We start from the raw sequence: 20,607 nt of genomic DNA on the forward strand, positions 1-20,607 counted from the left end.
ACTGACATTCAGCATCAATGTTGCCTGACACGCCGCCATCGCGAGCAGGCTCACTCCTACAGTTATCTGCATTTCAACCATAAGAAATCGTTAGCCCTGAACCGAGGTCCCATCAACGAACCACTTCAAGAGTGAATCGAACATGAGCGCCAACGTCGACCTGAACAACCGCCCCGACTACGACCGTGTCCTGCAGGACATCGCAGACTATGTCCTCACCTTCAAAGTCGAATCTGCCGAAGCCCTGAACACCGCCCGCAACTGCCTGATGGACACGCTCGGCTGTGGTTTGCTGGCCCTGCGTTTCCCCGAATGCACCAAACACCTGGGCCCCCTCGTCGAAGGCACCGTCGTGCCGTTTGGCGCACGGGTCCCCGGCACCAGTTATCGTCTCGATCCGGTCAAAGCCGCCTGGGACATTGGCTGCATCGTGCGCTGGCTCGACTACAACGACACCTGGCTCGCTGCCGAGTGGGGGCATCCGTCGGATAACCTCGGCGGGATTCTCGCGGTGGCCGATCATCTGTCGCAAAAACGTCTGGCCAACGGTGAAGCGCCGCTGACAATCCGCGATGTGCTGGAAGCGATGATCATGGCCCACGAGATTCAAGGCGTGATTGCCCTGGAAAACTCCTTCAACCGCGTAGGACTCGATCACGTCATCCTGGTGAAGGTTGCCTCGACGGCAGTCACCGCCAAACTCATGGGCGCCAATCGCGAGCAACTGCTATCGGCACTGTCCCACGCCTTCGCCGATGGCCAGGCGCTGCGTACTTATCGGCATGCACCGAATGCCGGATCGCGGAAATCCTGGGCGGCGGGGGATGCGTCCAGCCGCGGCGTGCGTCTGGCCGACATCGCCATGCGCGGCGAGATGGGTATTCCGGGTGTGCTCAGTGCCAGGAAGTGGGGTTTCTATGACGTGTTGTTCAGCCACACCAACAACGATCTGGCGTTAAAGCCCGAAAACAAGCGCGCCTTCAGTTTCTCGCGACCGTTCGGCAGTTACGTGATGGAAAACGTCCTGTTCAAAATCAGCTTCCCCGCCGAATTCCACGCGCAAACGGCCTGCGAGGCCGCCGTGACACTGCATCCACAAGTGCGCAATCGCCTGCACGAGATCGACAGAATCGTCATCACCACCCATGAATCGGCGATTCGCATCATTTCCAAGGTCGGGCCGCTGGCCAACGCGGCCGACCGCGATCACTGCATCCAGTACATGACCGCTGTGCCGCTGGCCTTCGGCAATCTGGTGGCCGAGCAATACGAAGACGACTTCCACAAGGCGCATCCGATCATCGATGTGCTGCGCGAGAAAATGGTCATCGTCGAAGAGCCGCGCTTCACCCGCGAGTATCTGGAGGCCGACAAACGCTCGATTGCCAACGCCGTGCAGGTGTTTTTCAAGGACGGTTCAAGTACCGAGAACGTGATCGTGGAGTACCCGATCGGCCATCGTCGACGTCGCGCCGAAGGAGTGCCGTTGCTCGAAGACAAGTTCAAGGCAAACCTCGCCACCCGTTTCACGGGGCAACGCTGCGCCGAGATCTTCGCGTTGTGCAAGGATCAGACGCAGCTTGAAGCGACCGCGGTGAACCGCTTTGTCGACCTGTTGGTGATCTGAGGTCGGCGCAGGCGTCGTCATTCGAATCGCAGGATCACCCGTCGATTGTTCCTGCTTTTCTTTTCGATTTTTTCGCAAAACACTCGGCCGATTTCCCGGGTGTTTTGCACATGGGTGCCGCCACAGGGCTGGATATCGATGCCGATGACTTCGACCATCCGCAGGTCGCCCTGAATCACTGGCGGTTTCGCGGTTTTGCTGCCGGCGCTTTGCAGTAGTGCGGGGTATTCCGAGGCCGGCATCGACAAAGTGCTGACTGGAATGGCCTGCTCAATCAGCGCGTTGAGTTCGTCAGTGATGCACTCTTTGTCGAGGGTCATTTCCGGCAGGTCGAAATCCAGGCGTCCCTTGTCGGCGCTGATGCTGCACCCGGTTACCGGCGCATTGATGATCGAACCCAGCAGGTGCAGGCAGGTGTGCATCTTCATGTGTTGATAGCGCCGCTGCCAATCGAGGCTGGCATTGAGCAGGGCGCCCGTGCACAGGTGCGGCGGGCATTGCTCTACCTGATGCCAGATGATCGACGGCAGCAAGGGATCGCGCACCGTGCCCGTGACGTTGATCCGCGTGCCATCCGGCAGGCTGAAATACCCGGTATCCCCGGGTTGCCCACCTCCGGTTGGATAAAAGAGGGTGTGTTCCAGCACGACGGCTTGATCAACCACCGCGATGACCCGCGCACTGAAGTCGCGCTGGTAGGGAGCATTGTTAAACAGGCTGAGGGTTTCCATGGTGTGTACCGACATTTGAACCTCCAATGTTCAAAGTGAGTTCTGCTGCGAATCGACAAGTGTTTTTCAGCGCTTGACGGGCAGTTTGGTGATGGCGAAACCGGCGAGCAGGGTCGCCGAATAGAGCATCAGGTCGCGAGAAATTTGCGTGCCTTCGTACCAGGCGCCGATGATCACGGCGAACACCGGAAAGATGATGAAGACGAACGACAGAAGCACCGGACTCAAACGTTTGAGCAGGATGAAATAGACGATAAAGCCGCCGACCGACGCCACAAGTCCGAGGTAGAGCAGGGCGCCCCACGAGCGCGGGGTGATCGAGGCGAATGTCGGGCTTTCCAGACCCAGGCCTACCACCAGCAGCATCAAACCGGCGATGCCGATGGGCAGGGTGTTGTAAGTGATTACGCTGATCGCGCTGCCATGCTTTTTGGTCACCACGTAGCACAGGGCATGCAGGATCGCCGCGCCGAGAATCGCCAGCACGCCAAGCCATTCGGCCTGATCCAGATGCAAGCCCTGGCTGCGGATAATCATGAACAGACTGCCGAAGCCGATGGCGATGCCGAGCATCTGCGCGGGGTGGATTTGCTCGCGCAGAAACATCGCGGAAAAAATCAGGATGAACACCGGCATGCCACTGAATAACAGGGCAGTCAGGCCGGAGGAGACATGCATCTCGCCGTAGTTGAGCAAGTAGTACGGCAGGCTGAAGTACGACAAGGTGACGAACACGAAAAACCAGCGACTTTCCCGGGGAAACAACAAAGGCTCCCTGCGTAATACGGCGAAACCCAGGAACAGCGGGAAGGCAATCAGAAAACGCAGGCCGGCGGCCGTCAGGGGCGGCACGCTTTCCACGGCAATCTTTATCCCCAGCCACGTGGTGCCCCAGCTCAGACAGACGATGAGAAACAGCAGGCTGGTGACTAACCCGCCGAGCCACGGCTTGCTGATGTTCAACGGTGTGCTGATAGCGGTCGACATGCTGGGTGCTCCGGACGGCAGAATTGACCTCGTCACTGAAAAGGTCTATCCCTGATTGAACCTGTTTTCCTTACGCTATTCGGGGCGAGAATGAGTGTCAAAGTAAGTATTGCCATGGTGTCAATCCTCCGTGACGGCCTCGCCCATGGCGTCGGTGTGAAGTACAAGCGGCTCGCGGATGCGGTCGAAAAAGCCATCGGTGCCGGGGTCATCGAACCCGGTAGCAAGCTGCCGCCTCACCGACTGTTGGCCGACAGTCTTGGCGTCACCATCGGCACCATCAGTCGTGCTTACGGCGAATTGGAGCGTGTAGGACTGGTGGTGGCGCGCGTAGGCGATGGCACTTATGTGCGTCAGCGCGGGATGGAACGTCCGCAGGACAAGGGCTTTCGCAATGTCAGCGATGAACCGCAAGCCTGCCTGGACATGAGCCGGAATCAGCCGATCCCCGGGCAGGAAACGGCCTTGATGAGCCAAGCCCTGCACACCCTGGCGAGTGATTCGCGACGCTTGCAGCAATTGACGGGGTACACCCCCGAAGGTGGGCTGCCAAGGCATCGCGCGGCGGGAGCTGATTGGCTGCGTCACGGGGATTTCGCGCCTCACGCCGATCATGTGCTGTGCGTCAACGGCGGGCAGCATGGCCTGTTGTGCGCGTTGATGGGGTTGCTCAAGGCCGGCGACACCGTGGTCACCGAGCATTTGTCCTACCCCGGATTGATCAGCGTCGCACGTCAGCTCGGGATAAAACTGATTGGTGCGGGGATGGATGACGAAGGACTGTTGCCTTCATCTCTGCAGGACATTTGCCGTCAGCACCGCGTCTCGGCGCTGTATTGCACGCCGACGATCCAGAATCCTACGGCTGCGATCATGTCCGTCTCGCGGCGCGAGGCGATTGCCGAGGTCTGTCGTGAACACAATCTACTGATCATTGAAGATGAAGCCCATGCGGTGCTGGATCGCCAGCGTCCGCTACCCCTGAGTTATTACGCCGCGGAGCGTTCGGTGTTGATCGGCAGTTTGAGCAAGGCTGTTTCAGCAGGGTTGCGCATCGGCTATCTGCATGCACCGCAGGCATTGATCGGTCGCCTGAGTGCTGCGATTCGTGGCACCTGCTGGATGGCCAACCCACTGGCGATGGAAGTGGCGAGCCAGTGGATCGAAAACGGCATGGCCGAGCGTTTGCTGGATGAGCAGATCAACGAGATCACCCGGCGCAAGGCGTTGGTTGCGGGGGCGCTGGAAGGGCTGAGCTACAAGACGCACAGCCACAGTCCGCATTTCTGGGTGGAAGTGCCTGAGTTGTGGCGCGCGTCGCAGATCGCCGCTGAACTGAAGGAGCGCAACTACCTGGTTGCCACAGCCGAGGCGTTTGCGGTGGGGCATGCAGCGGTGCCGCAGTTTATTCGGGTGAGTGTGTGTAACTCGGTAGGGGATGACGGCTTGTTGCTGGCGGGGTTTGAGGCTTTAAATCGCGCACTGACAGAGACCGTGTGATCGTTCATCGCGGGCAAGCCCGCTCCCACAGGTTTCTCTAGTGTTTGCAAATTTCGCATTCACTACAAAACCCTGTGGGAGCTGGCTTGCCCGCGATGGCGTCAGCCCGGACACCGCAAAATTATTTGAAGCGCCGCTCCACGCCTTTCTCCACCAAAATCTTCGCCGAAATCTCTTCCACCGAAAAATGCGTGGAGTTGATGTTCGGGATGTTCTCGCGGCGGAACAGATTTTCCACTTCGCGCACTTCGAATTCGCACTGGGCGTAGCTCGAATAGCGGCTGTTGGGTTTGCGCTCGTTACGGATCGCGGTGAGGCGGTCCGGGTCGATGGTCAGGCCGAACAGCTTGTGCTGGTGGGCGCGCAGGGCGGACGGCAGGGTCAGGCGCTCCATGTCGTCTTCGGTCAGCGGATAGTTCGCTGCGCGGATGCCGAATTGCATGGCCATGTACAGGCACGTCGGCGTCTTACCACATCGCGACACGCCCACTAGTATCAAGTCAGCCTTGTCGTAATAGTGCGTGCGCGCGCCGTCGTCGTTGTCGAGGGCGAAGTTCACCGCCTCGATGCGCTCCATGTAATTGGAGTTGTGCCCGATCGAATGGGACTTGCCGACGGTGTAGGAAGAATGCTCGGTCAGTTCCTGCTCGAGCGGGGCGAGGAAGGTCGAGAAAATGTCGATCATGAAACCATTGGACGTTGCGAGAATCTCACGAATGTCCTGATTGACGATGGTGTCGAAGATGATCGGGCGAAAGCCGTCGGTTTCAGCGGCTTTGTTGATTTGTTGTACCATGGCCCGCGCTTTTTCCACGCTGTCGATGTACGGTCGCGTGAATTTGCTGAAGGTAATGTTTTCGAACTGCGCCAAGAGGCTTTGACCCAGGGTTTCGGCGGTGATGCCGGTGCCATCGGAGATAAAGAAAGCAGATCGTTTCATTTGCACCTTGGGCCTTAAGCTAATAAGCAATCTTGGATATGATAGGCGCGATTTGCCGGCCGCCATTGGCCAGCATTCTCACTTATTTTCCAGGTCCAGGCCATACAACCGGCCAACGCTCCCCCGAGCAGCCGGTTTCTGAGCTTTTCCAACACAGTTAGTGGAGAGATCACCTTGGTAGAGTACGTAGTTTCCCTCGATAAGCTCGGCAAACACGATGTTGAGCATGTGGGGGGCAAGAACGCATCCCTGGGCGAGATGATCAGTAACCTGGCAGGCGCCGGTGTTTCGGTCCCCGGCGGCTTCGCCACGACGGCTCAGGCCTATCGTGATTTCCTCGAACTGAGCGGCCTCAACGACCAGATCCACAAGGCCCTCGACGCGCTCGACGTCGACGACGTCAATGCCCTGGCCAAGACCGGCGCGCAGATCCGTCAATGGATCATGGAAGCCGAATTCCCCGAAAAACTGAATGCCGAGATCCGCACCGCGTTCGCCGCGCTGTCGGCCGGCAACCCTGACGTGGCCGTAGCGGTGCGTTCTTCCGCCACCGCCGAAGACCTGCCGGACGCATCCTTCGCCGGTCAGCAGGAAACCTTCCTGAACATCCGTGGTGTGGAAAACGTCATCCGCGCCGCCAAAGAGGTGTTCGCTTCGCTTTTCAACGACCGTGCGATTTCCTACCGCGTGCACCAGGGCTTCGATCACAAACTGGTCGCCCTGTCGGCCGGCGTGCAGCGCATGGTGCGTTCGGAAACCGGCACTGCCGGCGTAATGTTCACGCTCGATACCGAATCCGGTTTCCGTGACGTGGTGTTCATCACCGGCGCTTACGGCCTGGGCGAAACCGTCGTTCAAGGCGCGGTGAACCCGGATGAGTTCTACGTGCACAAAGGCACGCTGGAGGCCGGTCGCCCGGCGATCCTGCGTCGCAACCTGGGCAGCAAAGCCATCAAGATGATCTACGGTGACGAGGCCAAGGCCGGTCGTTCGGTCAAGACTGTCGATGTCGACAAGGCCGAGCGTGCACGTTTCTGCCTGACCGACGCTGAAGTCAGCGAACTGGCCAAGCAGGCAATGATCATCGAGAAACACTACGGCTGCCCGATGGACATCGAGTGGGCCAAGGACGGTGACGACGGCAAGCTGTACATTGTGCAGGCCCGTCCGGAAACCGTGAAAAGCCGCACCCAGGCCAACGTCATGGAACGTTACCTGCTGAAAGAAACCGGCACTGTGCTGGTTGAGGGTCGTGCTATCGGCCAGCGCATTGGCGCCGGTAAAGTGCGGATCATTAAAGACGTGTCCGAGATGGACAAGGTCCAGCCGGGCGACGTGCTGGTTTCCGACATGACCGACCCGGACTGGGAACCGGTGATGAAGCGCGCCAGCGCCATCGTTACCAACCGTGGCGGCCGTACCTGCCACGCAGCGATCATCGCCCGTGAACTGGGCATTCCGGCAGTCGTCGGTTGCGGCAACGCTACCCAACTGCTGAAGGATGGCCAGGGTGTGACCGTTTCGTGCGCCGAAGGCGACACCGGTTACATCTTCGAAGGCGAGCTGGGCTTCGACATCAAGAAGAACTCCGTCGATGCCATGCCGGAGCTGCCGTTCAAAATCATGATGAACGTCGGCAACCCGGACCGCGCTTTCGACTTCGCGCAGTTGCCGAACGCCGGCGTGGGCCTGGCCCGTCTGGAATTCATCATCAACCGCATGATCGGTGTGCACCCGAAAGCGCTGTTGAACTACGACGGTCTGCCGCAGGAAATCAAGGAAAGCGTCGACAAGCGCATTGCCGGTTACGACGATCCGGTCGGTTTCTACGTCGAGAAACTGGTTGAAGGCATCAGCACCCTCGCTGCAGCGTTCGCACCGAAGAAGGTCATCGTGCGTCTGTCGGACTTCAAGTCCAACGAATACGCCAACCTGATCGGCGGCAAACTGTACGAGCCGGAAGAAGAAAACCCGATGCTGGGCTTCCGTGGCGCTTCGCGTTACATCAGCGAATCGTTCCGCGACTGCTTCGAACTCGAATGCCGCGCGCTGAAACGTGTGCGCAACGAGATGGGCCTGACCAACGTCGAAATCATGGTGCCTTTCGTTCGTACTTTGGGCGAAGCCAGCCAGGTGGTCGATCTGCTCGCCGAAAACGGCTTGAAGCGCGGCGAAAACGGTCTGCGCGTGATCATGATGTGCGAACTGCCTTCCAACGCGATTCTGGCCGAAGAATTCCTCGAGTTCTTCGACGGTTTCTCGATCGGCTCCAACGACCTGACTCAGCTGACCCTGGGCCTGGACCGCGATTCCGGTATCATCGCGCACCTGTTCGACGAGCGTAATCCGGCGGTCAAGAAGCTGTTGGCCAACGCGATTGCCGCGTGCAACAAGGCTGGCAAATACATCGGTATCTGCGGTCAGGGTCCTTCGGACCACCCGGATCTGGCCAAGTGGCTGATGGAGCAGGGCATCGAAAGCGTGTCGCTGAACCCGGACACCGTACTGGAAACCTGGTTCTTCCTGGCCGAAGGTCAAGCTCAGGCTTGATCAGTATGTGAACGGCCCGCTCCTCTGTGGGAGCGGGTTTGAGATTTGAGTAGGGCGGGCTCCTGTGGATGCCGCCCTTTTTTGTGCAAGAGCATTATGCAAAGCAGCAGCAACCTGTTTCCTGTCGCCCTGATCAGCGCCGAACGGCGTGGTGATCTGAGCGAAGACGTGTATCGCTTGAAACCCGGCAACAGCCCCGACTGGTCCGTGGAGATCGCCGTCACCCGTTTGGGTATGGCCGATGATTCCGCGCCACGTGGTGTGCCGGTGATTTTATTGCACGGCAGTTTTTCCAATCGGCGTTTCTGGTTTTCACCGAAGGGGCTGGGGCTGGGCGCGTATCTGACGCGCCTGGGTTTCGATGTGTGGATTCCGGAAATGCGCGGCCACGGCCTGTCGCAGCGCAACGAGGAATACCGACGTAACCGTGTCGCCGACTATGCCCGTTACGATCTGCCGGCGATTGCTGCGTTCGTGCGAGAGCAGAGCGGGCAAGTACCGCACTGGATCGGCCATTCGCTGGGTGGCATCACCTTGGCGGCGGCGCTCGGTGGTGAATACCTCGGTGAGCCTGCCGTGGCCTCGGCGGCGTTTTTCGGCACGCAAGTGAGTCGCACCTATTGGCCGCTGAAAATCCCGCCGGTGGAGTGGAGCGGTCGCTTCATTCTCAAGCGCTTTGCGCAGCTGTCCGGCTCGCGCCTGAAACGAGGGCCGGAAGACGAGCCGATCGGTCTGGCCCTCGAAAGCATGCGCTGGTACGGCCTGTTCGGCCGTTTTGGCGACAAGGACAAGGACTGGTGGGCCGGTCTTGCCGATGTGCAAGTGCCGGTACTGGCGGTGAGTGCGGTGGGGGATCATCAGGACCCGGCCTGGGCCTGTCGCAAACTCTTCGAGCAGATTGGCTCCGAGCACAAGCAGTTCGTCAATCTGGGGCGCGAACACGGTTTCAACGACAATTTCGGTCATGTCGAAATGTTGGTGAGCAAGGCCGCGCAGGTGGAGGTGTGGCCGCTGGTGGCGCGTTGGTTGAGCGATCAGCAGACGCCGTTACTGGGCGAAAAGGCGGATCTGGCAGCCGCCGTTTGAGCTGAAGGCGCTGAAGAGGGCATTTCGTTCGGCTCGGCTTGCGGCTAAGATATGACGCATTGTGCGGTTCTGGTCATATTTGGTGGCTGTTTCGCTATTACGTTTCAGGGTTTGTTCAGGTTCGTTCAGCGACCATGGGATGGACTAAGGTAAACAGCGACTGCCGGAACTCGTCTCTTCAGAGCGCGTCATCCTTGATCGTCTTCCTTATTGCAGGAGCTTTTCGATGAACCATTACCTTACGCCTGACCTGTGCGACGCCTATCCGGAGCTGGTCCAGGTGCTGGAACCGATGTTCAGCAATTTCGGCGGCCGTGATTCGTTCGGCGGCGAAATCGTGACCATCAAGTGCTTCGAAGACAACTCGCTGGTCAAGGAACAAGCGGAACTCAAGGGCAACGGCAAGGTGCTGGTGGTCGATGGCGGTGGTTCCCTGCGTCGTGCGCTGCTGGGCGACATGATCGCCGAGAAAGCCGCGAAAAACGGCTGGGAAGGGCTGGTGATCTACGGCTGCATCCGCGACGTCGACGTCATCGCGCAAACCGATCTGGGCGTGCAGGCGCTGGCCAGTCACCCGATGAAAACCGAAAAACGCGGTATCGGCGACCTCAACGTGGCGGTGACTTTTGCCGGTGTGACGTTTCAACCGGGCCACTACATTTATGCGGATAACAACGGCGTGATCGTCTCGCCGAGCCCGCTGAAGATGCCTGAATAAGAATTTCGACAAAGGGATGCGGATGTTCGAGGAAGAAAACGCGCAATGGGGGCTGGTGCATGCCCTGGTGCTGGACGGTAAAGGCGGTGCGCGTTCGATAGCCCGGACTGAGCTCGACGATTTGCAGTTGCAGGCGCATGAAAGCCTGTGGCTGCATTGGGATCGCAGTCATCCGCAAACCCAGACCTGGCTGCGCAAATCCAGCGGGCTCAACGAGTTCACCTGCGACCTGCTGCTTGAAGAGAACACACGACCACGCCTGTTGCCGCTGCCGGATTCCGAGCTGCTGCTGTTTCTGCGCGGAGTCAATCTCAATCCGGGGGCTGAGCCTGAAGACATGGTCTCGGTGCGGATTTTTGCTTCTGCGCAACGGGTGATTTCCCTGCGTTTGCGTCCGTTGCGTGCCACCGATGAGTTGTTGGCTGACCTGGCGGACGGTAAAGGCCCGAAAACCTCCTCTGAACTCATCCTTTATCTGGCGCAGTTCCTCACCAACAAGGTGCAGGATCTGGTCACTTGCCTCTCGGAAATCGCCGATGAGGAAGAAGAAAAGATGGATGCCGACGAACGGTATACCCCGGAGCACGGCGCCATTTTGCACATCCGTCGCAGGGCGGCCGGACTCAAGCGTTTTCTCGCTCCGCAACGAGACATTTTTGGTCAACTGACGCGGATCAAAATGCCGTGGTTTGTCGATGATGACGCCGATTACTGGAACGAACTGAACAACAGCCTGACCCGCTATCTCGAAGAGCTCGAATTGACCCGAGAGCGCGTGGGGCTTGTGCTGGAGGCCGAAGACCGGCGTTTGAGCGAACGCATGAATCGCACGATGTACCGCTTCGGGATCATCACCTGCATTTTTTTACCGATGAGTTTCATCACCGGCCTGTTGGGTATCAACGTTGGCGGAATTCCATTCTCCAGCAGCCCCTATGGTTTCCTGATCGCCTGTTTGACGGTGCTCGCCCTGGCCTTCGGTCAGTGGTGGTTATTCCGTCGTTTGCGCTGGGTATGAAGATGGCGTATGTGACCCGACCAAATTTGCCCGCGTCTTTCACAGACATCACGAGAGGTGCGTATGCACGATCCGTTTGAACAGTCTTTACGCGACATGCTCAACGCTTCGCCGTCCAGCCGCGACGACGATGCGTGCCTGGGCCGTGTGCTCAAAACCGCCAACCGCCAGGTCGGTGCCGGCGATCTGTTCAGCCTGCTGGGCCGCTGGCTGCCCGCGTTGATGATCGCCCTGAATAATGGATCGGCGCATGTCTCGCCGGTTTCCCGTCTTCGTAAACCTACCGCTCGCACTGCTGATAAGGCTGATTGAATATGGAACTTGATCTCTGGACTCAGAGCCTCGTCACTGCAATGACTGCGTTGTGGACCAAAGTCGCCAACTTCATCCCGAACCTGTTCGGCGCACTGGTCGTGCTGCTGTTGGGTTTTGTCGTGGCCAAACTGCTCGATACCTTGTTGTCCAAGTTGCTCGCCAAACTGGGCCTCGATCGCCTGATGGGCGGCACAGGGCTGACCAAGTTGATGTCGCGTGCGGGGCTGCAAGTACCGATCTCGACTCTGATCGGCAAGATCGTCTATTGGTTCGTTCTGCTTATTTTCCTGGTTTCTGCAGCAGAGTCCCTTGGACTTGAGCGAGTTTCAGCTACGCTGGATATGCTGGCGTTGTATTTGCCGAAAGTATTCGGCGCCGCGCTGGTGTTGCTGGTAGGTGTTCTGCTCGCGCAACTGGCCAATGGCCTGGTGCGCGGGGCGGCAGAAGGCGTGGGCCTGGACTACGCTTCGGGATTGGGGCGAATTGCACAAGGGCTGGTGATCATCATCAGCATCTCGGTCGCGATCAGTCAGCTTGAGGTCAAGACTGACCTGCTGAACCATGTGATCGTCATCGTATTGATTACCGTTGGTCTGGCGGTTGCGCTGGCCATGGGGTTGGGAAGCCGGGAAATTGCCGGTCAGATTCTCGCGGGAATCTATGTGCGTGAGTTGTATCAGGTTGGGCAACAAGTGCGTGTTGGCGAGGTCGAAGGCCAGATCGAAGAGATCGGCACGGTTAAAACCACATTGCTGACCGATGAGGGTGAGCTAGTCTCTCTTTCCAATCGGATCCTGCTGGAACAGCATGTGAGTAGCCGCTAACCCGGCAAACCCTGCTAATGTATGCCGCCGCAAAATGCCAGCTGAGGCTGGTTGCGGTGGACATTGACCTGACTGTCGGCACGACTTGTTTTGAATAAAGCCCAAACGCTATCCACGCGCTACGACCCCCGCGAACTCTCTGATGAGGAGTTGGTCGCGCGCTCGCATACCGAGCTTTTTCACGTAACGCGCGCTTATGAAGAACTGATGCGGCGTTACCAGCGAACATTATTTAACGTCTGTGCGAGATATCTTGGGAACGATCGCGACGCAGACGATGTCTGTCAGGAAGTCATGTTGAAGGTGCTGTACGGCCTGAAGAACTTCGAGGGCAAATCGAAGTTCAAGACATGGCTATACAGCATCACGTACAACGAATGTATTACGCAGTATCGGAAGGAACGGCGAAAGCGTCGCTTGATGGACGCATTGAGTCTTGACCCCCTTGAGGAAGCGTCCGAAGAAAAGGCGCCAAAACCCGAGGAGAAGGGCGGGCTTGATCGCTGGCTGGTGTATGTGAACCCGATTGACCGCGAAATTCTGGTGCTACGATTTGTCGCAGAACTGGAATTTCAGGAGATCGCAGACATCATGCACATGGGTTTGAGTGCGACAAAAATGCGTTACAAGCGTGCTCTAGATAAATTGCGTGAGAAATTTGCAGGCATTGCTGAAACTTAGTTCGGCGCAAATATCTCTTACGTGTAGGCAAGTTCTGATAGACTTGCCGCCGAGTTGTCCCCCGGTTTGCGGGACTGCTTCACAATCACCAGATGGGGATTTAACGGATGAAACTGAAAAACACCTTGGGCTTGGCCATTGGTTCTCTGATTGCCGCCACTTCGTTCGGCGCTCTGGCACAAGGCCAAGGCGCAGTTGAAATCGAAGGCTTCGCAAAGAAAGAACAATTCGACAGCGCTCGTAACTTCAAAAACAACGGCAACCTGTTCGGTGGCTCGATCGGTTACTTCCTGACCGACGACGTTGAACTGCGTCTGGGCTACGACGAAGTACACAACGTTCGTTCCGACGACGGTCGTAACATCAAGGGCGCCAACACCGCTCTGGACGCTCTGTACCACTTCAACAACCCGGGCGACATGCTGCGTCCGTACGTTTCGGCTGGTTTCTCCGATCAGAGCATCGGTCAGAACGGTTCCGGCGGTCGTGACCGCTCCACCTTCGCCAACGTTGGCGCTGGTGCAAAACTGTACTTCACCGAAAACTTCTACGCCCGTGCTGGCGTTGAAGCTCAGTACAACATCGACCAGGGCGACACCGAGTGGGCTCCTAGCGTCGGTATCGGTGTGAACTTCGGTGGCGGCTCCAAGCCTGCTGCTGCTCCAGTTCCAGCACCAGCTGAAGTCTGCTCCGACAGCGACAACGATGGCGTTTGCGACAACGTTGACAAGTGCCCAGACACCCCAGCCAACGTAACTGTTGACGCTGATGGCTGCCCGGCAGTTGCTGAAGTTGTTCGTGTTGAGCTGGACGTGAAGTTCGACTTCGACAAGTCGGTAGTCAAGCCTAACAGCTACGGCGACATCAAAAACCTGGCTGACTTCATGAAGCAGTACCCATCCACCACCACTACTGTTGAAGGTCACACTGACTCCGTCGGTCCTGACGCTTACAACCAGAAACTGTCTGAGCGTCGTGCAAACGCCGTTAAGCAAGTTCTGACCAACCAGTACGGTGTTGAATCGTCCCGCGTTCAGTCTGTTGGCTACGGCGAATCCCGCCCAGTTGCTGACAACAAAACTGAAGCTGGCCGCGCTGTAAACCGTCGCGTAGAAGCGCAGGTTGAAGCTCAAGCTAAGTAATTAGCTGCCGCTACGAGAAAAGCCCGGCTCAGGCCGGGCTTTTCTTTGCCTGCGATTTGGCGTTACAGGGCGCAAGCACTCTCAGTGTAGGAGCTGCCGCAGGTTGCAATCTTTTGATCTTCTGCAACCGCGGCCACAGCTCCAATTACTAAAATCGCCGGACTTTTCAATCCAAAAAACCCCGCATCCTCTTCCATGGCCAACAGATCACTGCGGCATTCCCGCTGCTGCGGCAGCGATGCATTCTCGATCATCGCCACCGGTGTATTCGCCGCCATGCCCCCCGCCAACAACTGCTGACGAATCTCGCCCAGCTTTGCCACTCCCATGTAAATCACCAGCGTCGTGCCGCCCTGCGCCAGTGCCTGCCAGTTCAACTGGCTGTCGTCCTGGGTGTGCGCCGTCACCAGCGTCACCCCACGCGCCACCCCACGCAGGGTCAGCGGAATATCGCATTGAGTCGCCCCGGCCAGCCCGGCAGTAATGCCATTGACCAGCTCCACCGCAACACCACGCTCGCGCAACCACTGCGCCTCTTCACCACCCCGACCGAAAATGCACGGATCACCGCCCTTGAGCCGTACCACGCATTTCCCCTGGCGGGCATAGCGCAGCATCAGCCGATGGATAAACGCTTGCGGTGTCGAACGGCAGCCACCGCGTTTGCCCACCGCAATGATTCGCGCGGTCGGACAGTGTTCCAAAACGGCTTCGTTGACCAGATCATCGATCAGCACCACATCGGCCTCACGCAAGGCGCGCACCGCTTTGAGGGTCAGCAGTTCGGGATCGCCGGGGCCAGCGCCCACCAACCAGACTTTTGCATGCATGGTGTTTTTCCTCATCAGATGACGGCGACTGGTTGCACGTCGGCAGCCAGCAAGCGCTTTATTTCCGGGACACAAGAGCCGCATTGCGTGCCGCAGCCCAGCGTGTTTTTCAAACCTTGCAGATCCAGGCCTTGGCGAATGCCGGCGCTGACCGCATTGAGGCTGACGTTTTTGCAGCTGCACAGGGTTTTATCCGCAGTGACCAGCGCCCCGGCGCTGGCCGGTGGCGCACTCATCGGCGCCAGCAGCCAGCGCCGCAGTTGCTGGTCGGCGCGACCTTCCAGCCACAGGCTTTGCAGCCAATGCTGAGCGAGGGTTTCACCGGCCAGTCGAATCGCAGTGATCCGACCGTTTTCGATGCGCACCCGTTTACCGATGGCCCGACGCGGGTCGTCGTAGGCCAATACCGGCCCCTCGATCAATGTCAGGCATCGGTCGATTTCAGCGAGTAACAACGCATCCGGCGCCTCGGGGCTGGCTGCGCGGATCAGCAATGCCGATCGTTGACGTCCGACAAGGCTGAAACTGACGTAAGAAAATACCTCGCAGAGCGGTCTCAGCGTCTCGAAATGGCGTTGAACATTGCCCTCGATCAGTGCGAACAGTTGCCAAGGCAAATTCACCGGTTCAAGGCGTACGCCGCTGTGTTTCAGTTCCGGTTGTTTCGACAGCGGATCAAAGGCCGGCAGGGTCAGGCTGTTCACGCCGCCTTTGAGAAAGCGGTCGCCCCAGTGCATCGGCAGAAACGCCTGGCCCGGACGCACGCTGTCATCGCTGCCGACCGCAACAATTACCGCGCCGCGACGACTTTTAAGATTGACCAGATCACCCGGCTGCAAACGCTGCCGGCGCAACTCATCCGGATGCAAGCTCAACACCGCTTCGCTGACATGGCCGAACAGTTGCGCCGCCGTGCCGGTGCGGCTCATACCGTGCCATTGATCGCGCAGACGGCCGGTGATCAGGGTCAACGGAAAGCGCGCATCACGTTGTTCCCTGGCGGCGCGGTAAGGATCGGCAATGAACTGCGCGCGACCATTGGCTGTGGGGAAAATACCGTCGCTATACAACCGCGCTGTTCCTTCACGGGCACCGGTGGGGAAGGGCCACTGTTGCGGTCCAATCTCGTCGATCAACGCATGACTGATCCCGGACAAATCCAGATCACGGCCACGTGTGAGCTCTTTGAATTCATCGAACAATTGCGCAGGTCGGGTGAACGTAAACAGAGACGACTCACCGGGGCGCAGACGTTTCTCCAGCCGTTGTGCGAAATCCACCGTGATCGCCCAGTCCGGCCGTGCGTCACCTGGTGCGACTACGGCCTTGCGGACGTGGGAAATCCGCCGCTCGGAATTGGTCACCGAGCCGTCCTTTTCGCCCCAGCTTGCAGCGGGCAACAGCAGATCAGCGAACGCAGCGGTTTCTGTGGTGCGAAAGGCTTCTTGCAGAACCACAAACGGGCAGGCCTCAAGTGCCGCTCGCACTGAGTGTTGATCCGGCATCGATTGCGCAGGGTTGGTACAGGCAATCCACAGCGCCTTGATCTTGCCGCTTCGCACCTGTTCGAACAGTTCGATGGCGCTGAGGCCGGGGCTTTCCGGCAGATGATCGACACCCCAATAAGCCGCCACTTCGGCACGATGCTGCGGGTTGGCTGCTTCACGATGCCCCGGCAACAGATTCGACAGGCTGCCGGTTTCGCGTCCGCCCATGGCATTCGGCTGACCGGTGAGGGAGAAAGGTCCGGCGCCCGGGCGTCCAATTTGCCCGGTGGCCAGATGCAGATTGATCAAAGCGCTGTTCTTCGCGCTGCCAGCCGTGGACTGATTCAAACCCATGCACCACAGCGACAGGAAACTCGGTGAAGTACCCACCCATTCAGCGCACTGCTGCAATTGCTCGACACTGATCCCGCACAGTTGCGAAACCATCTGCGGGGCGTAATCGCGCACCAGGTTCTTCAACTCGGCGAGGCCTTCGGTGTGGGCCTGGATGAAGTCGCGGTCGATCCAGTCTTCCCACAACAGCAGATGCAAAATCCCATGGAACAACGCGACATCGGTACCGGGCAGAATCGCCAGGTGCAGATCCGCGAGGTCACAGGTGTCGGTGCGCCTCGGATCAATGACGATGACTTTCATCTGCGGTCGGCGGGATTTCGCCTCTTCCAGCCGACGGAAAAGTACCGGATGGGCGTAGGCCATGTTACTGCCGGCAATCATCACGCAATCACTGAGGTCCAGATCTTCATAGCTGCACGGCGGTGCATCCGCGCCGAGGCTGCGTTTGTAGCCGACCACCGCTGAAGACATGCACAGCCGGGAATTGCTGTCGATGTTGTTGGTGCCGACCAGCGCCCGCGCCAGTTTATTGAAGGCGTAGTAATCCTCGGTCAGCAGTTGTCCGGAGATGTAAAACGCCACACTGTCCGGGCCGTGCTCAGTGATGGTCTGGGCGAACACGTTAGCGGCGTGCTCCAGCGCGGTGTCCCAATCCGTACGACTGCGGGCCAGACTTTTACCCAGGCGCAGTTCCGGGTGCAGCGCCCGCGCCGCAAGATCACCGGTCAGGTGCAGGGTCGAGCCTTTGCTGCAGAGTTTGCCAAAGTTGGCCGGATGCGTCGGATCGCCGCTGACGCCGAGGATGCGCTCGCCGTCATGCTCGATCAGCACGCCGCAGCCAACCCCGCAATAACAGCAGGTCGAAGCGGTCGTCTGGCGGCTCATCAGAGGACGTCCCGCAGGGCCAATTGCACGCGACCATTCTCGACTCGCGCCGGGTGGTGGTGAGCGCAACCGATGTCCGGCGCCTGCGCTTCGCCGGATTGCAGGTCGATCTGCCAGTTATGCAGTGGGCAGGCGACGCGTTTACCGTAGATCAAACCTTGGGATAACGGCCCACCTTTGTGCGGGCAGCGGTCGTCGAGGGCGAAAACCTCATCATCGCTTGTACGAAAAATCGCGATGTCACCTTTGGGCCCGGCGATGATCCGCGAGCCGAGGGCGTTGATCTCTTCGAGGGCACAGATATCGAGCCAGTTCATGCCGGCACCTCCAGGTTTTTCACGGGGATGACGTCGAATTCTTTCTTCAGTAGTGGCTGCGCGAGCCGCTCTTTCCACGGATCCTGTTCGAACGACAGGGAGAATTGCAGGCGTTCGTTCAGCGCCTTGCGGCGCTCGGGGTCTTCCAGCACAGCTTTCTTGATGTGCTCCATGCCGACCCGTTGCAGGTAGTGCACGGTGCGTTCGAGGTAGAAGGCTTCTTCGCGATAGAGCTGCAGGAACGCGCCGTTGTATTCGCGGACTTCTTCGGCGGTTTTCAACTTGACGAAGAATTCGGCGACTTCGGTTTTGATCCCGCCGTTGCCACCGATGTACATCTCCCAACCGGAGTCGACGCCGATAATGCCTACGTCCTTGATCCCCGCTTCCGAGCAGTTGCGTGGACATCCGGAGACAGCCAGTTTCACTTTGTGCGGCGACCACATGTTGAACAGATCGTGTTCCAGTTCGATGCCCAGTTGTGTCGAATTCTGCGTGCCGAAGCGGCAGAACTCGCTGCCGACGCAGGTTTTCACCGTGCGAATGGATTTGCCGTAGGCGTGGCCGGAGGGCATGTCGAGATCTTTCCACACGCCCGGCAGATCCTGCTTCTTGATGCCGAGCAAGTCGATGCGCTGACCACCGGTGACCTTGACCATTGGCACGTTGTACTTGTCGGCAACGTCGGCAATCCGCCGCAGCTCCGAAGGGTTGGTCACGCCGCCCCAAATGCGTGGCACCACCGAGTAGGTGCCGTCCTTCTGGATGTTGGCGTGGGCGCGCTCGTTGATCAGGCGTGATTGCGGGTCGTCCCTGGCTTCGCCGGGCCAGGTGGAAATCAGGTAATAGTTGAGGGCCGGGCGGCACGTTGCGCAGCCGTTCGGGGTGCGCCAGTTGAGGTAGCTCATGGTGCCGGCGATGGTCAGCAGATGCTGCTCGCGAATGGCCTGACGAATCTGGCCGTGATTGAGGTCGCTGCACCCGCAGATGGCTTTTTCGCTTTTCGGTTTGACGTCGGCTGCGCCACCGACGGTGTTGATCAGGATCTGTTCGACCAGCCCGGCGCAGGAGCCGCAGGAACTGGCAGCCTTGGTGTGTTTCTTCACCTCATCGACGCTGAACAGGCCGTGTTCCTGAATGGCTTTGACGATGGTGCCTTTGCACACACCGTTGCAGCCGCAGACTTCGGCGGTGTCGGCCATGACCATGGCTTTGTCCTGGCCCTGATGTCCTACGTCGCCTAGAGCATTTTCGCCAAACATCAGGTGATCGCGGATCTCGCCAATGGCGTGATTCTCACGAATCTGCCGGAAATACCAACCGCCATCTGCCGTATCGCCGTACAGACAGGCGCCGACGAGCACGTCATCCTTGATCACCAGTTTTTTGTACACGCCGCCAATCGGGTCGGAGAGGGTGATGGTTTCCGTGCCTTCGCCACCCATGAAGTCACCGGCGGAAAACAGGTCGATGCCGGTGACTTTCAATTTGGTCGACGTCACCGAGCCCTGATAACGGGCGAAACCCAATTGTGCGAGGTGGTTGGCGCAGACTTTGGCCTGTTCGAACAGCGGCGCGACCAAACCGTAGGCGATACCACGATGGCTGGCGCACTCGCCGATGGCATAGATGCGTGGGTCGTAGGTTTGCAGGGTGTCGTTGACCAGAATCCCTCGGTTGCACGGGATGCCGGCCTTTTCCGCGAGTTCGGTGTTGGGGCGGATACCTGCGGCCATCACCACCAGATCGGCGGGGATGATGTCGCCATTCTTGAACTGCACCGAGCCGACGCGGCCATTGCCGGCGTCATGCAGGGCCTGAGTCTGCTCGCTCAGACGGAAGTGCAAACCACGGGATTCGAGGGCGGTTTGCAGCAGTTGGCCACTGGTTTTGTCCAGTTGCCGTTCCAGCAGCCATTCGCCGATGTGCACGACGGTCACGTGCATGCCGCGCAGCATCAGACCGTTGGCGGCTTCGAGGCCGAGCAGGCCGCCGCCAATGACCACCGCGTGTTTGTGAGTTTTCGCGGTGTCGATCATCGTTTGGGTGTCGGCGATGTCGCGGTAGCCGATCACGCCCTGCAAGGTGTTGCCTGGGATCGGCAGAATAAACGGCGTCGAGCCAGTGGCGATCAGCAGGCGATCGTATTCGGCTTCAGTGCCGTCCTCAGCAATCACCCGGCGCTTGACCCGGTCGATCTGCACAACCTTGCGGTTGAGCAGCAACTTGATGTTGTTTTCCAGGTACCAATCCAGATCGTTGAGCACGATCTCTTCGAAGGTTTGCTCACCGGCCAGCACCGGTGACAGCAGGATGCGGTTGTAGTTGGTGTGCGGTTCGGCGCCGAAGACGGTGATGTCGTACAGCTCATTGCTCAGTTTGAGCAGTTCTTCCAGGGTGCGAACCCCGGCCATGCCATTGCCGATCATCACCAGTTTGAGTTTTTTCATCAGGTTCTCCGGGGAGCTGCGGCTAGCCTCTTGTGGGCAGTCAGGCCTTGCTCGAGAAATTTTGCGCAAACAAAAAAAGGCGTCCCGCTAGTTGCCTAGCGAGGACGCCTTTGTCCTGGTCCCGTTCTCTCGGGAAGCGCAGCCTTCGTCGTTGAAGGTTGG

Annotated in this window: 17 protein-coding genes; 10 read left to right on the top strand and 7 right to left on the bottom strand. The window is 58.8% G+C overall.

Annotated features, from left to right (window positions below):
- Nucleotides 1–142: 142 nt before the first annotated feature.
- On the top strand, nucleotides 143–1,627 hold the full coding sequence (gene prpD / locus ACVVH8_RS09405) for a 2-methylcitrate dehydratase (RefSeq protein ID WP_475229643.1): 1,485 nt from the start codon (nucleotides 143–145) through the stop codon (nucleotides 1,625–1,627).
- Nucleotides 1,628–1,644: 17 nt separating this feature from the next.
- Here prpD and ACVVH8_RS09410 read toward each other — a convergent pair whose 3' ends face one another.
- Nucleotides 1,645–2,373: an alanyl-tRNA editing protein gene (locus ACVVH8_RS09410; protein ID WP_475229646.1), complete on the bottom strand. Its 729-nt coding sequence runs from the start codon at nucleotides 2,371–2,373 to the stop codon at nucleotides 1,645–1,647.
- 51 nt (nucleotides 2,374–2,424) lie between these two features.
- Nucleotides 2,425–3,345 carry a DMT family transporter gene (locus ACVVH8_RS09415; protein ID WP_475229648.1) on the bottom strand — a complete coding sequence of 307 codons (921 nt, stop codon included), beginning with the start codon at nucleotides 3,343–3,345 and terminating at the stop codon, nucleotides 2,425–2,427.
- A 90-nt stretch (nucleotides 3,346–3,435) separates the two neighbouring features.
- Between ACVVH8_RS09415 and ACVVH8_RS09420 the strand changes: the two genes are divergently transcribed.
- Entirely contained in the window at nucleotides 3,436–4,845 is a 1,410-nt protein-coding gene (locus tag ACVVH8_RS09420) for an aminotransferase-like domain-containing protein (RefSeq protein ID WP_475229651.1), read from the top strand.
- Nucleotides 4,846–4,966: 121 nt separating this feature from the next.
- Here the strand turns inward: ACVVH8_RS09420 and ppsR are convergent, their stop codons facing one another.
- Nucleotides 4,967–5,785: a posphoenolpyruvate synthetase regulatory kinase/phosphorylase PpsR gene (ppsR, locus tag ACVVH8_RS09425; protein WP_064116928.1), complete on the bottom strand. Its 819-nt coding sequence runs from the start codon at nucleotides 5,783–5,785 to the stop codon at nucleotides 4,967–4,969.
- A 174-nt stretch (nucleotides 5,786–5,959) separates the two neighbouring features.
- Between ppsR and ppsA the strand changes: the two genes are divergently transcribed.
- The 8 genes from ppsA to ACVVH8_RS09465 all read left to right on the top strand — a co-directional run bounded on the left by ppsA (nucleotide 5,960) and on the right by ACVVH8_RS09465 (nucleotide 14,119).
- On the top strand, nucleotides 5,960–8,335 hold the full coding sequence (gene ppsA, locus ACVVH8_RS09430; protein ID WP_103303876.1) for a phosphoenolpyruvate synthase: 2,376 nt from the start codon (nucleotides 5,960–5,962) through the stop codon (nucleotides 8,333–8,335).
- Nucleotides 8,336–8,431: 96 nt separating this feature from the next.
- A complete protein-coding gene (locus ACVVH8_RS09435; protein ID WP_103303877.1) occupies nucleotides 8,432–9,421 on the top strand; it encodes an alpha/beta fold hydrolase in 990 nt (329 codons plus the stop codon).
- 226 nt (nucleotides 9,422–9,647) lie between these two features.
- Nucleotides 9,648–10,139, top strand: a complete 492-nt coding sequence (gene rraA, locus ACVVH8_RS09440) for a ribonuclease E activity regulator RraA (RefSeq protein WP_103303878.1) — start codon at nucleotides 9,648–9,650, stop codon at nucleotides 10,137–10,139.
- A gap of 22 nt (nucleotides 10,140–10,161) precedes the next feature.
- A complete protein-coding gene (locus ACVVH8_RS09445) occupies nucleotides 10,162–11,157 on the top strand; it encodes a zinc transporter ZntB (protein WP_103303879.1) in 996 nt (331 codons plus the stop codon).
- Nucleotides 11,158–11,220: 63 nt separating this feature from the next.
- On the top strand, nucleotides 11,221–11,469 hold the full coding sequence (locus ACVVH8_RS09450; protein WP_008076827.1) for a hypothetical protein: 249 nt from the start codon (nucleotides 11,221–11,223) through the stop codon (nucleotides 11,467–11,469).
- 2 nt (nucleotides 11,470–11,471) lie between these two features.
- Nucleotides 11,472–12,296, top strand: a complete 825-nt coding sequence (locus ACVVH8_RS09455) for a mechanosensitive ion channel family protein (RefSeq protein WP_007916401.1) — start codon at nucleotides 11,472–11,474, stop codon at nucleotides 12,294–12,296.
- 90 nt (nucleotides 12,297–12,386) lie between these two features.
- Complete coding sequence (gene sigX / locus ACVVH8_RS09460) at nucleotides 12,387–12,977, top strand: RNA polymerase sigma factor SigX (RefSeq protein ID WP_011333251.1); 591 nt, start codon at nucleotides 12,387–12,389, stop codon at nucleotides 12,975–12,977.
- Between the two features lie 107 nt (nucleotides 12,978–13,084).
- Nucleotides 13,085–14,119 carry an OmpA family protein gene (locus tag ACVVH8_RS09465; protein ID WP_103303880.1) on the top strand — a complete coding sequence of 345 codons (1,035 nt, stop codon included), beginning with the start codon at nucleotides 13,085–13,087 and terminating at the stop codon, nucleotides 14,117–14,119.
- Nucleotides 14,120–14,181: 62 nt separating this feature from the next.
- Here the strand turns inward: ACVVH8_RS09465 and cobA are convergent, their stop codons facing one another.
- The 4 genes from cobA to nirB are packed head-to-tail and all read right to left on the bottom strand — an operon-like array spanning nucleotide 14,182 to nucleotide 20,445.
- The gene (cobA, locus tag ACVVH8_RS09470) at nucleotides 14,182–14,949 is read right to left on the bottom strand and encodes a uroporphyrinogen-III C-methyltransferase (protein WP_475229653.1); all 768 of its coding nucleotides are present in this window, start codon (nucleotides 14,947–14,949) and stop codon (nucleotides 14,182–14,184) included.
- A 14-nt stretch (nucleotides 14,950–14,963) separates the two neighbouring features.
- Nucleotides 14,964–17,678: a nitrate reductase gene (locus ACVVH8_RS09475; RefSeq protein ID WP_475229656.1), complete on the bottom strand. Its 2,715-nt coding sequence runs from the start codon at nucleotides 17,676–17,678 to the stop codon at nucleotides 14,964–14,966.
- Nucleotides 17,678–17,995 (bottom strand): nitrite reductase small subunit NirD, encoded by a 318-nt coding sequence (nirD, locus tag ACVVH8_RS09480; RefSeq protein ID WP_475229658.1) that lies wholly within the window; start codon nucleotides 17,993–17,995, stop codon nucleotides 17,678–17,680. Before nirD ends, ACVVH8_RS09475 begins: the two co-directional genes overlap by 1 nt.
- On the bottom strand, nucleotides 17,992–20,445 hold the full coding sequence (gene nirB / locus ACVVH8_RS09485; RefSeq protein WP_475229660.1) for a nitrite reductase large subunit NirB: 2,454 nt from the start codon (nucleotides 20,443–20,445) through the stop codon (nucleotides 17,992–17,994). Before nirB ends, nirD begins: the two co-directional genes overlap by 4 nt.
- Between the last annotated feature and the right edge of the window lie 162 nt (nucleotides 20,446–20,607).

The sequence above is a fragment of the Pseudomonas trutticola BRTCR10 genome (genome assembly GCF_056155105.1).